Annotated in this window: 14 protein-coding genes; 5 read left to right on the top strand and 9 right to left on the bottom strand. The window is 46.8% G+C overall.

Annotation, left to right across the window (positions count from 1 at the left end):
* The 4 genes from VIM87_RS04245 to rsmA form a co-directional block, all read right to left on the bottom strand.
* A partial coding sequence (locus VIM87_RS04245; protein WP_331995772.1) for an HIT family protein occupies window positions 1–269 on the bottom strand: 269 nt, incomplete at its 3' end.
* Between the two features lie 129 nt (window positions 270–398).
* Window positions 399–872: a transcription elongation factor GreA gene (gene greA / locus VIM87_RS04240; RefSeq protein WP_331995771.1), complete on the bottom strand. Its 474-nt coding sequence runs from the start codon at window positions 870–872 to the stop codon at window positions 399–401.
* A 111-nt stretch (window positions 873–983) separates the two neighbouring features.
* Entirely contained in the window at window positions 984–1,910 is a 927-nt protein-coding gene (locus tag VIM87_RS04235) for an NAD(P)-dependent oxidoreductase (protein ID WP_331995770.1), read from the bottom strand.
* On the bottom strand, window positions 1,907–2,659 hold the full coding sequence (gene rsmA, locus VIM87_RS04230; RefSeq protein ID WP_331995769.1) for a 16S rRNA (adenine(1518)-N(6)/adenine(1519)-N(6))-dimethyltransferase RsmA: 753 nt from the start codon (window positions 2,657–2,659) through the stop codon (window positions 1,907–1,909). Before rsmA ends, VIM87_RS04235 begins: the two co-directional genes overlap by 4 nt.
* A gap of 75 nt (window positions 2,660–2,734) precedes the next feature.
* On the opposite strand from rsmA, the gene pdxA reads away from it, so the two are divergent.
* Window positions 2,735–3,796 (top strand): 4-hydroxythreonine-4-phosphate dehydrogenase PdxA, encoded by a 1,062-nt coding sequence (gene pdxA, locus VIM87_RS04225; protein ID WP_331995768.1) that lies wholly within the window; start codon window positions 2,735–2,737, stop codon window positions 3,794–3,796.
* 168 nt (window positions 3,797–3,964) lie between these two features.
* Here the strand turns inward: pdxA and VIM87_RS04220 are convergent, their stop codons facing one another.
* From VIM87_RS04220 to VIM87_RS04205, 4 genes are all read right to left on the bottom strand, one after another.
* Window positions 3,965–4,813: a class I SAM-dependent methyltransferase gene (locus VIM87_RS04220; RefSeq protein ID WP_331995767.1), complete on the bottom strand. Its 849-nt coding sequence runs from the start codon at window positions 4,811–4,813 to the stop codon at window positions 3,965–3,967.
* Window positions 4,814–4,909: 96 nt separating this feature from the next.
* Window positions 4,910–5,212 (bottom strand): transcriptional regulator, encoded by a 303-nt coding sequence (locus tag VIM87_RS04215; protein ID WP_331995766.1) that lies wholly within the window; start codon window positions 5,210–5,212, stop codon window positions 4,910–4,912.
* Window positions 5,213–5,314: 102 nt separating this feature from the next.
* Window positions 5,315–5,962 carry a hypothetical protein gene (locus VIM87_RS04210; protein ID WP_331995765.1) on the bottom strand — a complete coding sequence of 216 codons (648 nt, stop codon included), beginning with the start codon at window positions 5,960–5,962 and terminating at the stop codon, window positions 5,315–5,317.
* 39 nt (window positions 5,963–6,001) lie between these two features.
* The gene (locus tag VIM87_RS04205) at window positions 6,002–8,155 is read right to left on the bottom strand and encodes a TonB-dependent receptor (RefSeq protein WP_331995764.1); all 2,154 of its coding nucleotides are present in this window, start codon (window positions 8,153–8,155) and stop codon (window positions 6,002–6,004) included.
* Between the two features lie 449 nt (window positions 8,156–8,604).
* On the opposite strand from VIM87_RS04205, the gene VIM87_RS04200 reads away from it, so the two are divergent.
* From VIM87_RS04200 to VIM87_RS04185, 4 genes are all read left to right on the top strand, one after another.
* A complete protein-coding gene (locus VIM87_RS04200; protein WP_331995763.1) occupies window positions 8,605–9,180 on the top strand; it encodes a hypothetical protein in 576 nt (191 codons plus the stop codon).
* A 64-nt stretch (window positions 9,181–9,244) separates the two neighbouring features.
* Entirely contained in the window at window positions 9,245–9,742 is a 498-nt protein-coding gene (locus VIM87_RS04195; RefSeq protein ID WP_331995762.1) for a hypothetical protein, read from the top strand.
* 50 nt (window positions 9,743–9,792) lie between these two features.
* Window positions 9,793–10,326: a hypothetical protein gene (locus tag VIM87_RS04190; RefSeq protein ID WP_331995761.1), complete on the top strand. Its 534-nt coding sequence runs from the start codon at window positions 9,793–9,795 to the stop codon at window positions 10,324–10,326.
* A 101-nt stretch (window positions 10,327–10,427) separates the two neighbouring features.
* The gene (locus VIM87_RS04185) at window positions 10,428–10,850 is read left to right on the top strand and encodes an SRPBCC domain-containing protein (RefSeq protein WP_331995760.1); all 423 of its coding nucleotides are present in this window, start codon (window positions 10,428–10,430) and stop codon (window positions 10,848–10,850) included.
* A gap of 61 nt (window positions 10,851–10,911) precedes the next feature.
* Here VIM87_RS04185 and atpA read toward each other — a convergent pair whose 3' ends face one another.
* A complete protein-coding gene (atpA, locus tag VIM87_RS04180) occupies window positions 10,912–12,489 on the bottom strand; it encodes a F0F1 ATP synthase subunit alpha (RefSeq protein ID WP_331995759.1) in 1,578 nt (525 codons plus the stop codon).
* Between the last annotated feature and the right edge of the window lie 48 nt (window positions 12,490–12,537).

The raw sequence follows: 12,537 nt of genomic DNA, 5'->3' as shown, positions 1-12,537 counted from the left end.
ACCTCCAGCCCTACTACGCTAACGCCTACCCGGTTACAGGGAAAGGAGCGCTCCATGGCTTTGGCAATGGGCCGGGCAAATACCAGCCATTCTGCCAGCAGCTCATCCGGCACATCAAAGAATTTATCTACTTCCAGCTTGGGCACAATAAGGGTATGCCCTTGTACCAGCGGAAAAATATCCAGGAAAGCATAGAAGTGGTCATTCTCTGCTATCTTATAGCTGGGGATCTCTCCTTTAATGATCTTAGTGAAAACGGAAACAGACATGATGATTACGATTTTAGATTTACGATCTTAGATTAGGGGGGCTGTAAATCTAAAATCTAAAATCGTAAATCTGAAATAATAAAAAACCCCGGCACAAGGCCGGGGTGGTGTAACAAGTGTATCAGTTTATCAAACGCTTATATTATCAATCTTGAATTTGATGTGCCCGTTAGGCGCCTGTACATCAGCCACCTCACCTACCTGTTTGCCTAACAAACCTTTACCAATAGGAGAAGTTACAGATATCTTACCCGCTTTCAGATCAGCCTCTGTTTCAGATACCAGCTGATAAGTAACGGTTTTTTTATTGGCTACATTGGTAATAGTTACCTTACATAAAATGGATACTTTGGAGGTATCAATAGTATCAGCCTCTACTATCCTGGCGGTAGCAATCGCATTTTCCAAAGTAGCAATCTTAGCTTCGTGCAATCCCTGTGCTTCTTTAGCCGCATCGTATTCGGCATTCTCCTTCAGGTCGCCTTTTTCCCGTGCTTCTGAAATGGCCCTGGCAATTTCTGCCCTGCCCTTAGTTTTCAGGGCATTCAGCTCATCCCTCATTTGTTCCAGGGTTTCTTTCGTAACATAGTTGACGCCAGACATATCTTTTGGGTTTTAGAAATAAGAAAAAAAAATCAACGCCTCCATTTTCACAGAAGCGTTGTACTATGTTTGTATTTAGGCAAATATAACTATTTTTCGTTTCCGCCCAACTTAAATTCCCAGCTTATCCAACACATAGCGGGGCATTTTAATACTTGCCTCATGGGAGTATCCGGCGATGTGCGGGGTAAGCACAACGTTGGGTAATTGCAGCAAACGTTCCAGCTGTTGCTGCTCTGTTTCTGAATAGGTGGGCAGCTTTTCATTCTCCAGCACATCCAGGCCGGCGCCCGCCAGGGTACCTGCTTCCAGGGCCTCAATAAGATCTGCTGTATTCACGATTTTACCACGCGCCGTGTTCAGGAAATAGATCCTTTTATGAAACGACTTAAAGAAAGCCGCATTGGCCAGGTGGCGTGTTTCTTCTGTTAAAGGCAGATGAACGCTGATCACATCTGCCTTAGTGAACAGCTCATCCATAGTAGCTTCTTTTACATTATCTGTGCTGAAGCCCTTCTTATATTTATCATAGGCCAGGATCTCCACATCAAAGCCCTGCAGCTTATGCGCAAAGGCGCTCCCGGTATGCCCAAAGCCAATAATGCCTACGGTACGGCCATTCAGCTCATAACCCCGGTTACCATCACGTTCCCAGATGCCGCGGCGCAGTTCCAGGTTACTTTTTAGAATATTGTTCATAAGGGCCAACAACATGCCCAGGGCCTGCTCTCCTACTGCATCACAGTTACCCTCGGGGCTGCTCTCACATCGTATGCCCTTGCTTTCTGCATAAGGCACATCTATCAGCTCCATGCCCGAGCCCAGGCGCCCTATCCATTGCAGCTGCGGGGCATTATCTATAAAGGATCTGTCTATACGCAGGCGGGTGGTAACTATGAGGCCGGTGCAGTCATGTATGGCAGCAGCCGCTTCCTCATAGGTAATGGAAGGCTGATAGCTTACTTCGTATTCTTTTTCTTCCAGTCTGTTCACCAGGTATTCATGTACCCTGGCAGTAATTAATACTTTCTTCTTCATATCATCTTATGCGATAATGCTACAAAATCGGCCACAGTCAGCTCTTCTGCCCTTTTGCTGAAGAGGCTGTCCTGCAGGTATTCCTTATCAAATAATGTTTTTAACGGGTTACGGAGCTGTTTGCGGCGCTGGTTAAAAGCGGTTTTCACCAGGTTAAAGAACTTGCGCTCATTGGCAATCTCATAGGGCTGCTCCAGGCGGGTAAGCCTTATTACGGCCGACTTTACTTTGGGCGGCGGGTTAAAGCACTGCTCATGTACTTCAAACAGGTACTCCACCCGGTACCAGGCCTGTAACAGCACGCTCAGAATGCCGTAGTCCTTATTGCCATGGGTGGCGGCAATGCGCAATGCCACCTCTTTCTGGAACATGCCTACTACCTCCGGTACCTGGGCTTTCCATTCCAGCACCCGGAACATGATCTGGGAAGATATGTTATAAGGGAAATTGCCGATCACGCTAAACTGGCCCTGGAAGGGCACTTCCATATCCAGGAAGCTCTGGTGAATGAGCTTGTCCTTTATATCAGGATAAGTTTTTTCCAGGTACTGCACTTTTTCGGTATCCAGCTCCACGGCTTTAAAGCTAATACCCGGTAACTGCAGCAGGTATTTGGTAATGGCGCCCGCGCCGGGGCCTACTTCCAGCACTTGCTGGCCTTGGATTACAGGTAACGACTGGACAATCTTTTTGCACATGTTCTCATCCTTGAGGAAGTGCTGGCCCAGCGATTTCTTTAATGTGTACATGATTCCCGCAAAGATACCAAATACCGCATTGTACTTTGTATTTGGTATCTTTGTATCTTGGTATTTTATCCACCCATGAGTAATACGCACATTAACAAACCGGTTATCGGCATCACCGTAGGTGATCTGAACAGCATTGGTACGGAGCTCGTTATCAAAACCTTTACGGATAACAGGATGCTGGAGTTCTGCACTCCCGTGATCTTTGCTTCCAATAAAACCATCAACTTCTACCGGAAGCTGATGAATGAGAACAACTTCAATTACCAGAGCCTGAAAGAGTTTGCCCGCCTGAACCACAAGCAGGTGAATGTTTTCAACTGCTGGGAAGAGGAAGTGCAGATCATGCCGGGCGCGCTGAATGAAGCCGGTGGCAAATATGCAGCCCGCTCCTTGGCCGTGGCCATCCAATGCCTGAAAGACGGGGTTATACAAGGGCTGGTAACCGCGCCCATTCACAAAAAGAATATACAAAGCGCCGACTTTAATTATACCGGACATACGCCTTTCCTGCGGGATGCCTTTAATGCAAAGGATGTGCTGATGTTTATGACGGCCGATAATATGCGTATTGGCCTGCTTACCGAACATGTGCCGGTAGCGGAAGTTGCCAAATATGTAACCAAGGAGAATATACTGGGCAAGCTGCAGCTGATGCAGGACAGCCTGATCAAAGACTTTGGGATCGACAGCCCCCGTATTGCGGTGCTGGGCTTAAACCCCCATGCCGGCGACGATGGGCTGATAGGCCAGGAAGAAATTAAAGAGATCATCCCCGCTATTAATAAAGCCAAGAGCAACGGCATCCTGGCCTTTGGGCCTTACAGCGCCGATGCCTTCTTTGCCCGTACCATGTATGCCCAGTTTGACGGCGTGCTGGCTATGTACCACGACCAGGGCCTGATACCCTTTAAATCACTGGCCAGCGGCGAAGGCATTAACTATACCGCCGGGCTGCCTATTGTACGCACCTCCCCGGACCATGGTACCGCGTTTGACATTGCCGGTAAGAACCTGGCAGATGCCGCCTCTTTCCGGCAGGCCATTTTCAGCTGCCTGGATATCCTGGAAAAGCGCGGGATCTATGCGGAAAACACCCGGAACCCGCTGAAGAAGATGGAGCTGGCATCGGAGTAGATGGTAACTAGCTATTAGCTGTTGGCCATTAGCTGTTAGCAATAAAAATGTACTTCAGTAATAAATGTATTTCAATAAAAAGACCTGTAACATTGTAAAGTGTTACAGGTCTTTTACTTTCAGCACTTGCCTTATGACAGCTAAAAGCTAACAGCCAACTGCTAATAGCTACAAATGGAATGCTGCCATTTCCAGCCAGCTATCGCCCCGGTGGGGATAAAGGTTGTTATAACCATAGAGCTTCTCCTCCACGGTATGCATATCATACACGTCGTGTATCTCTGCCTGCAGCAGCTCCAGTATGTTCAGGATCTTCTTTCGGCTGTAATAATAAAGCTCCACACCCAGGCTCCTTTGCAGCAGGCCGGTTACCTCATTATAGGCATGCCTGGTGGCGGCCGGTCTGAGATCTTCTGCCGGCAGCAGGTAATCCATGATCACGGTGTTACGCGCATTTTTTGTGCTGAAACATTGTATAATGTCGCGGAACTGTTCTTCTGTTATATAAGGCACAATGCCTTCCAGGATAATGATAGCAGGCTGCGACGCATCGTAGCCGGCATCTCTCAGCTGCCGCTTGCATTGTATGGTATGGGTAATATCTGTTAGCAGGGTAACAGGTAAGCTTAGCTGAGGGGCAATGTTGCGGTAAATACGGCCTTTATCCTCCATCCAGGCCTGGTCCATTTCATAAATACCGTTGATCAGCTGGGGATACTCTGCCGCCAGCTGTAATCCCAGGGGATCCAAACCGGCTGCCATAATACAGATCTGTTGCTGGGGGTACCGGCTAATGAACTGCCGAACAAGGTAACGCACCATTTTTTTACGCAGCTGTATAATGCCCTCCAGCGGCACATTTAGCTGGCTGATAGCTGCCACAAGGGGTTGTACATCGCCCAGGTCTATGTACTGCATGTATTTACGGCTTAGCGGATCCGTATACATTTCTTTGGCATAAGATAGTATCAATGCTGAAGTGGGCGCCACTCTCAACATGGATGCAGGGGTATTCATGGGAGTAACATTTTTGGAATGAAAGGGCCGATCCTATGGCTTCCTATAAAATTAGCGGTTAGAACTGAAGTAACATCGCAGTTCCGGCTGCAGCAATTATTTGTGCTTGCCCGCGTTCAGGTAAGATTGGATAGAGGTTACATAGCTTGCAAAGGCTTTGCTGCCCTGTGTGGTTATTTTGCAAAGGGTTTGCGGATAGTTGTCTTTAAATTGCTTGATCACATCAATATAACCGGCTTCTTTCAGCTTATTGATCTGCACACTCAGGTTACCGGCAGAGGCATTGGTCCTTTCTTTCAGCATGGTAAATTCCGCCTCCTGCTCGCTGACCAGTACCGACATAATGGCCAGGCGCAGTTGTGAATGCAGAACAGGGTCCAGGTCTTTAAAATACATCATCACAACTATAGTTAACGAATATCAAATTAAGGCGTGAAGGTTGAAAATGAAAGGTGAAGCATGGCGGTACCTCACCTTTCGCACTTCACATTTTCTCCTGTATTATTTGCCTGCCTGCTGCAGCAGATCTTTTGCATGGGGTTCTCCCCAGTGCGGTGCTATGCTGCTGGCGGGTTTAAAAGCTGCATATTTCTGCACGGCTACCTGTAATATTTCTTTGGCTTTTGCTTTATCGCCACCAAACTGTTCCGGTGTATAATACAGGGCCTGGCCTTCCAGCAGGTATACACGCGGGTTCTCCGGGTTTATCTGTTTAGCCTTTTGTATTTGCATACCGGATTCAGGACCATACTGCTGTCCACGGCTTTGCGGGTCTACCATAATGCGTGAAGTAGCGATCAGGGAGCGGATGCAGGCCACTTCATCATCATTCTGTTTTAACGAATCAGCTTTGTTGATGTTGGCTTCTGCTTTATCAGCCAGGCCATCTATTTTATCTTTATCCTGCGTCATCAGGGCAGACATTACCTGTGTGTAAGCAGCATAGTAATAAGGCAGCCACTGATTTTTTTCCGCTGCAGCAATGCGCTCAAAGGTGTTGGAAATATCCAGCATGCTTTGCGGGTTATAGCTGGCGGGTGCATCCAGCAGGCCAACCTGTTTGGTCATAGCATCCTGGTATTGGGGGCTTTGGGCTTTGGTAACTACAGCCGCAAAAACCGGTAACAGCAAAAGGAGGAATTGTTTCATACAGATCTGTTTTTATTCTTGATGGTTTGATTGATATGTTTAAAGATTATTAATTACATCCTGGCGGCGGTCTATACCAAAGTTCATGAACATGCCTACAAACAGGAACCGGGGCGCATTGGGCACTATCTCCTCCCGGCGCAGCCTATCCGTGGAATAACGGTAACCATATACCTGCTTAAAGTCAAACACGTTGGTAACGGATACTACAAATACGGTGAATGCTTTGCCAACAGTAGTAAGGTAGCTGGCGCTCAAACCTAATGTATTAAAATCAATGGTCTTTTCCGACATGAACTTACTTTCCGGCAGGTTGGGATTATAATAGGGCCGCCCGCTGGCATAGCTGTAAGTTACCCCGATATTGGTAGTGATCTTTGGGAAATATTTCTTCATTACCAGGCTGGCAGTATGTTTGGCTGCAAAGTCAGGCTGCACCTCGTAAGGGTAGAACAGGTAGTTGCGTTTGGTATCCAGGAAGGAATAGGAGATCCAGTAATCCAGGTTCTTAATGGTTTTACGGTCTCTCCAGAACAGCTCTATACCTTTCGCATAGCCGGTACCGTTAGTAAGGGTATCCGGTACTGTTTTTACCAGGTCTTTATACTTTTTATAGAATGCTTCCACACGGAAAGTATAGTTACTTGACAGGCGCTGGAAGCTGGCTATGTAGTGCGTGGCTTTCATGTAGCTCAGGTCCTGCTTAAAGCGCAGGTACTGCGGTTCGGGCTTCTGGTAATAATCGCCATAGGCCAGGGAAAACTGGCTATAGTCATCCAGCTTATAAGCTAAGGAAGCGCGGGGCGCCAGGTTCACTTTCGCCAGTACGGTGGAATATTCCAGGCGCCCGCCAAAGCGGCCTACAAAGCGGGGAGTGAAATAAATATCGCTTTCGGCAAAACCGGCAGAATAGTTATCTACATAGTTAGCGTTATAGCTGTTAAACTCAGAACGTTCTACTGCATACTGGTATTCACCGCCCAGCCGCAGCTGGGAAAAAGCGCCCAGGCTTTTGGTAAGCATTAACCTCAGCTGGCTCAGGTCGGAACGGGCATGCACATTGGTTACCGGCGATTTCTGAATAGTATCCAGCTTTATCTTATCAATGTTGGAGCTGTACGAGAAGCCGGCATTCATGCGCCAGCCGCTGCCCAGGCTTTCTTTGTAAGTGAGGTTCGTATATACGTTCTGGTTACGTACATCTGTTTGCTCCTGGTAGCCGGGATATTCAATGCTGTTCTTCTTAAAACCCATGCGGCTCCAGTTACCGTATCCATAAAATTTAAGGATGCCGGTGGAGGATGTTCTGCGGCGGAAGTTCAGGGAAGTGCCTATAATTTCCGGGCCCACTGTGGGCTCCTGCTTGGGTTTGGCTATACTGAAATAAGGCGCCAGGTTGGTATAATCTGCCTCTATGCCAAAGGAACCTTTTTTATCTTTCGACAATTCATCCAAACCGCCGCTTACACCCAGCACCGAGGCGCCCAGGCTGTAGGAAGAGCGGGCAGGCAGGTCTTCTGATTCCAGCACCAGCGCAGAGGAAAGCCCCTGCCCGTATTGGGCGGAGTAACCGCCGCTGCTAAAGGTGGTGCCTTTGAACAGGAAAGGCGAAAAACGTCCACGGCCCGGCATATCCGGCAGGCTGGTAAAAAAAGGATTTCTTACCATGAGCCCATCAATGAAGATCTGTGTTTCATAACCCGTACCACCGCGCACAAAAAGGCCTTCGCGGTCGTTGGTTTGTTGTGTGCCGGGCAGCGTTTTAAGCGCATTCACAATATCGGCGGTGGCGCCGGCAGTGGTCACGATGTCCAAAGGTTTAAGCACTGTGTTATTTTTATCATTGCTGGCTTCAATACTGCCGGCAGAAATAGTTACCACTTTCAGCTCACTCATGGCTGCTTTGAGCATAAGCGTTACCTGTACCGGGCCGGTAATGTTTATGGTCTGTTCCTGTGTTTGAAAGCTCATTAAGCTGGCTACCAGCACCTGCGTACCGGTTGTAGTGGTAGTAAATGAAAAGGTACCGTCTGCCCCGGCAGTGGCGCCGTCGTAGCTGCCTTTTATATACACGTTTACGCCGGGCAGCGGGCGTTTTTTAGCATCGGTGATCTTACCGCTGATCTTTTGCTGCGCCAGTACCAGCGCGGGTAAACAAATACAGAGTAATAGGTTAAATGAATGTTTCCACATGGGCCGGGGATTTACAACAAAGCTAATTTAGTTTATTTTGTAAACAAAGTTACGATATAAACAAATCGGTTAAGCCGGGGATGCGGAGCGGTGAAAGGCGGAAAAGGATCGGGGAAAATGGAGGGGGGAGGCATTTGAACGGTTACTTAGAACTTGTTAATCGCCCGCCAGCCGGGAAGGCTATCTGGCAGGTTATTGACAGCCATGACCGGGCTATTTACCGCTATAGATAACATTGATATGTTATAGAACATAATTTCAACTTTGTATCTTTAATTGATCTCAACTTTTGAATGCGGCGTTTCCGGGATCGCAGCAAATATTGGGGATGCATAAATGCGAACGCCTTACTTATGAATATTCTTTTCTGCGACAACCCATTTGACAATAAAACTATGCAGATGAATTATTGCGGTAAAAGAAATGCAGACTAATGTACTGATCCAACTATGAAGATTATACTAACCCTTTGGGCGCTGGCCATTACCACCACCAGCCTTGCGCAAAAAACCTTTCAGGTTGATACATTGCTCCTGGATACATTGAACTATCCAAAGTACAAGGTATTTATAGCATCCAAAGACCTTGACATAAATTTCATTGGTAAAAAGATCCCGGCAGTCAACCGGTTTACCCCTGAAATTGCAGAAGCCCGTGCAGCCGATAATGCCATCCAAACACAATATGCAGCTGCCGCCATTCATCAGCTGGATAAACAAAATAACGATCCAGACACTACGGAGCAACAAGCTGCTCTTAAAACATATAAAGAGCGCAGACCCCAAATTATGCACCGGCTCCGCCAGGATCAGAAAAATAAAATTCAAAACTTTGACCGCTACTTTTGGGGCTACCGGAATGAGGATAATGAAAGGCTGATCCTGATAAGATTTGATCCACATAAAATAAGGCATTATACTATTCCCGGATCCGGCGAAAGCTTTATTGATGTGCTGACAATAATGGTGTATAATATTGACAGGAATATACTAAGCTATGGAGGCTGGGCCGACTTTAAAGAATAAGTTTTCCGGCGGAACAAAGCATTCGCTTATGTAAAATAGATCTGCTATTCACACATATATAAACATGAAAAAATTCAACATATCCCTGTTTATCCTGATCTTAGTATTGGCAACTGCAGCCTGTAAAACAAACACTAACTCAGACCATTCAAATGTTCAAACAGTAAATCCAGGCGATTTAACATTAAGCCCGGTAGCTCATGACACATTGAGCGCTGACCAGATTGAAAAAATAAAAAGGATCCAGGCGGCTTTTGCAGAAGTAAATCCCGGCAGCCTGGAAGAAACAATAACAAACTTCAAAAGAGACCGGCATCCAGATGGTGAAATTGCCATTTGGTTAGCAATGGCTAATGCTTATGAACAATTCATTTCAAAACATGCCGGAGCTCCCTTAGATAAGAAGAAAGAAGTGTATAAACTTATTTTGCTACGATCCATGGAAAGTGAAACAGATGCAAAAGCGAATGCTAAATTAAAACTACTGACCAACAAAGAAGTTGCGGAAATATTCAGCTATTACAGCCTGGAAGCAAAACCCATAACAGTTGAACGGAAGTAACACTAACTCCCCTGTTTTTTATACCATTCTAAAAAAAAGAGCAACAACCTATGACAATATTAAAACAGCTCGATAATCGCACAAAAACAGCGCTCATAGCTGCATTGGTATTAATAACCTATGGCTATTTAAGCCGGTTAACAGGCCTTTATTTTTTCTGGGAAAGCGAATCAATTGGCTGGGTACTTTTATTGGCAGGGGCCATCGGTTTTTTACTTACCAGGATTAAAACGAAAGCAGCAGTAAAGAAAAATACGCTGCCTGAAAAGATCGGAATTGGGATCATAGCATTTATCTTATTCGTTAACATAGGCTTGATGGTAATAATGCCCTTTACGGATGCCTGTGCTGCCGCTAAAAAATATTTAACCAACAACAAGGAATTGAAATCAGAGGTAGGCAATATTAAAAGCTTTAGTTTGATGCTTACGGGCGGCATTCAAAAAACCACTGATTCAAGTGGTGAGTACGGCAATGCTGCTGTTAACTTAATTGTTAAGGGTGATAAAAAGTTTAAAGAGGTAACCCTCTATGTAGTAAAAACGGCCGACAGCCCCGAATGGAAAGTAATGGCAATGGAATAAAACCTTAGCAGTAGATAAGATCATTTACAATCAACTTACCGCATGCGAAACCCTTTTGATAAATTTGATAAAAACCTGGAAGCCACTTAACATAAAAATTTATGAGCAACCCAACAACCATCTTCACCGTTGAAACTACTGTAAACGCACCGGTAGAAAAAGTCTGGAAACTATGGACAAGCCCTGCGGATATTATGCAATGGAACGCCCCTTACGACAACTGGCATTGCCCGGGCGCTGAAGCCGATCTAAAAGAAGGCGGCACCTTCTCCTTCAGAATGGAAACCAAAGACGGTAGCGTTGGGTTTGACCATAGCGGCACATACAGCAGGATCATACCTCAGGAGCTTATTGAATACACCGTGTCCGATGGCAGAACATCCTCCATCAAATTCACAGCGGATGGTAATAAAACTACCGTAGCAGAAACCTTTGTACCCGAAGCAGAAACCCCGCTTGAGATCCAAAAAGATTTCACCCAATCGGTGCTCAACAATTTCAAAAAATACGCAGAAGGTAAATAGCATAAAACAAAAATCCCGGCCAATTGACCGGGATCTTCATTATGCTAAATTACCTTATTACTTATGCAAATCGTGGCTTCAGCTCATTTGCCAAGGTCACCATCTTTTTAATGCCATCATCTGCCAGGTTACCCTTTTTGAATTCGGCCAGCACTTCAGGCAGGCGTACTTCCATTTCATGCAGGAAAGCTTCTTCAAAAGCACGTACGTTCCTTACCGGTACTTCGCGCAGCAAACCTTGTGTACCCAGGTAGATCATTGCTACCTGTTTTTCCACTGAATAAGGGCTGAACTGAGCCTGCTTCAGGATCTCCACGTTACGGGCGCCTTTGTCCAGTACGGCTTTGGTGGCCGCATCCAGGTCGCCACCGAATTTGGAGAAGGCCTCCATTTCGCGGTATTGCGCCTGGTCCAGCTTCAGGGTACCGGCCACTTTCTTCATGGATTTGATCTGTGCGTTACCACCTACGCGGCTTACAGAGATACCCACGTTAATAGCAGGACGGATACCGGCGTTGAACAGGTTGGATTCCAGGAAGATCTGACCATCCGTAATAGAGATCACGTTGGTAGGAATGTAAGCAGATACGTCACCGGCCTGTGTTTCAATGATCGGCAATGCGGTCAGGGAACCACCACCTTTTACCAGGTGCTTGATAGAATCCGGCAGGTCGTTCATCTGGCGGGCTATTTCATCCTTAGCGATCACTTTCGCAGCACGCTCCAGCAAACGGCTATGCAGGTAGAACACGTCACCAGGGTAAGCTTCACGGCCCGGTGGGCGGCGCAGCAGCAGGGATACTTCGCGGTACGCAACAGCCTGTTTAGACAGATCATCATAAATGATCAGCGCCGGGCGGCCGGTATCACGGAAGAACTCACCGATGGCAGCACCTGCGAACGGAGCGTAGAACTGCAGCGGAGCCGGTTCAGAGGCAGATGCCGCTACGATGGTAGTGTAAGCCATAGCGCCGTTATCCTGCAGGGTTTTCATTACACCTGCAATGGTAGAGGCTTTCTGACCAATCGCTACATATATGCAATATACAGGCTTGCCTGCATCGTAAAACTCTTTCTGGTTAATGATGGTGTCGATACAGATGGCGGTTTTACCGGTCTGGCGGTCACCGATCACCAGCTCACGCTGGCCACGGCCAACAGGGATCATGGCGTCAATAGCCTTGATACCGGTTTGCAGGGGTTCCTTTACAGGCTCGCGATAAATAACGCCCGGTGCTTTACGCTCCAGGGGCATTTCATATAATTCGCCGGTAATGGGGCCTTTACCATCAATAGGGTTACCCAGGGTATTTACAACACGGCCTACCAGTCCTTCGCCCACTTTAATGGAAGCGATCAAACCGGTACGGCGTACTTTATTGCCTTCTTTTATTTCGCCGGATTCACCCATCAGTACCACACCCACGTTATCTTCTTCCAGGTTCAGGGCGATGGCTTTTACACCATTTTCAAACTCCACCAGCTCACCGTAACGAACATTATTCAGTCCATATATACGGGCAATACCGTCGCCCACCTGCAATACCGTGCCTACCTCTTCCAGGTCGGCTGCAGCATTGAAATTGCTCAATTGCTGGCGCAATATTGCCGAAATTTCATCAGGTTTTATCTCAACCATAATTATGCTTTTTAAAAAGAGTGCTTTAAGAATTTTTCAGGTCTCAGG

It is taken from the genome of Chitinophaga sp., assembly GCF_036569125.1.
Taxonomy (GTDB): domain Bacteria; phylum Bacteroidota; class Bacteroidia; order Chitinophagales; family Chitinophagaceae; genus Chitinophaga.
This window is presented reverse-complemented; position numbering and strand designations above follow the sequence as displayed.

Coding starts and splice junctions, on each gene's coding strand:
- greA (WP_331995771.1), bottom strand. CDS start 872: ATGTCTGGCGTCAACTATGTTACGAAAGAAACCCTGGAACAAATGAGG.
- VIM87_RS04235 (WP_331995770.1), bottom strand. CDS start 1,910: ATGAAGAAGAAAGTATTAATTACTGCCAGGGTACATGAATACCTGGTG.
- rsmA (WP_331995769.1), bottom strand. CDS start 2,659: ATGTACACATTAAAGAAATCGCTGGGCCAGCACTTCCTCAAGGATGAG.
- pdxA (WP_331995768.1), top strand. CDS start 2,735: ATGAGTAATACGCACATTAACAAACCGGTTATCGGCATCACCGTAGGT.
- VIM87_RS04220 (WP_331995767.1), bottom strand. CDS start 4,813: ATGAATACCCCTGCATCCATGTTGAGAGTGGCGCCCACTTCAGCATTG.
- VIM87_RS04215 (WP_331995766.1), bottom strand. CDS start 5,212: ATGATGTATTTTAAAGACCTGGACCCTGTTCTGCATTCACAACTGCGC.
- VIM87_RS04210 (WP_331995765.1), bottom strand. CDS start 5,962: ATGAAACAATTCCTCCTTTTGCTGTTACCGGTTTTTGCGGCTGTAGTT.
- VIM87_RS04205 (WP_331995764.1), bottom strand. CDS start 8,155: ATGTGGAAACATTCATTTAACCTATTACTCTGTATTTGTTTACCCGCG.
- VIM87_RS04200 (WP_331995763.1), top strand. CDS start 8,605: ATGAAGATTATACTAACCCTTTGGGCGCTGGCCATTACCACCACCAGC.
- VIM87_RS04195 (WP_331995762.1), top strand. CDS start 9,245: ATGAAAAAATTCAACATATCCCTGTTTATCCTGATCTTAGTATTGGCA.
- VIM87_RS04190 (WP_331995761.1), top strand. CDS start 9,793: ATGACAATATTAAAACAGCTCGATAATCGCACAAAAACAGCGCTCATA.
- VIM87_RS04185 (WP_331995760.1), top strand. CDS start 10,428: ATGAGCAACCCAACAACCATCTTCACCGTTGAAACTACTGTAAACGCA.
- atpA (WP_331995759.1), bottom strand. CDS start 12,489: ATGGTTGAGATAAAACCTGATGAAATTTCGGCAATATTGCGCCAGCAA.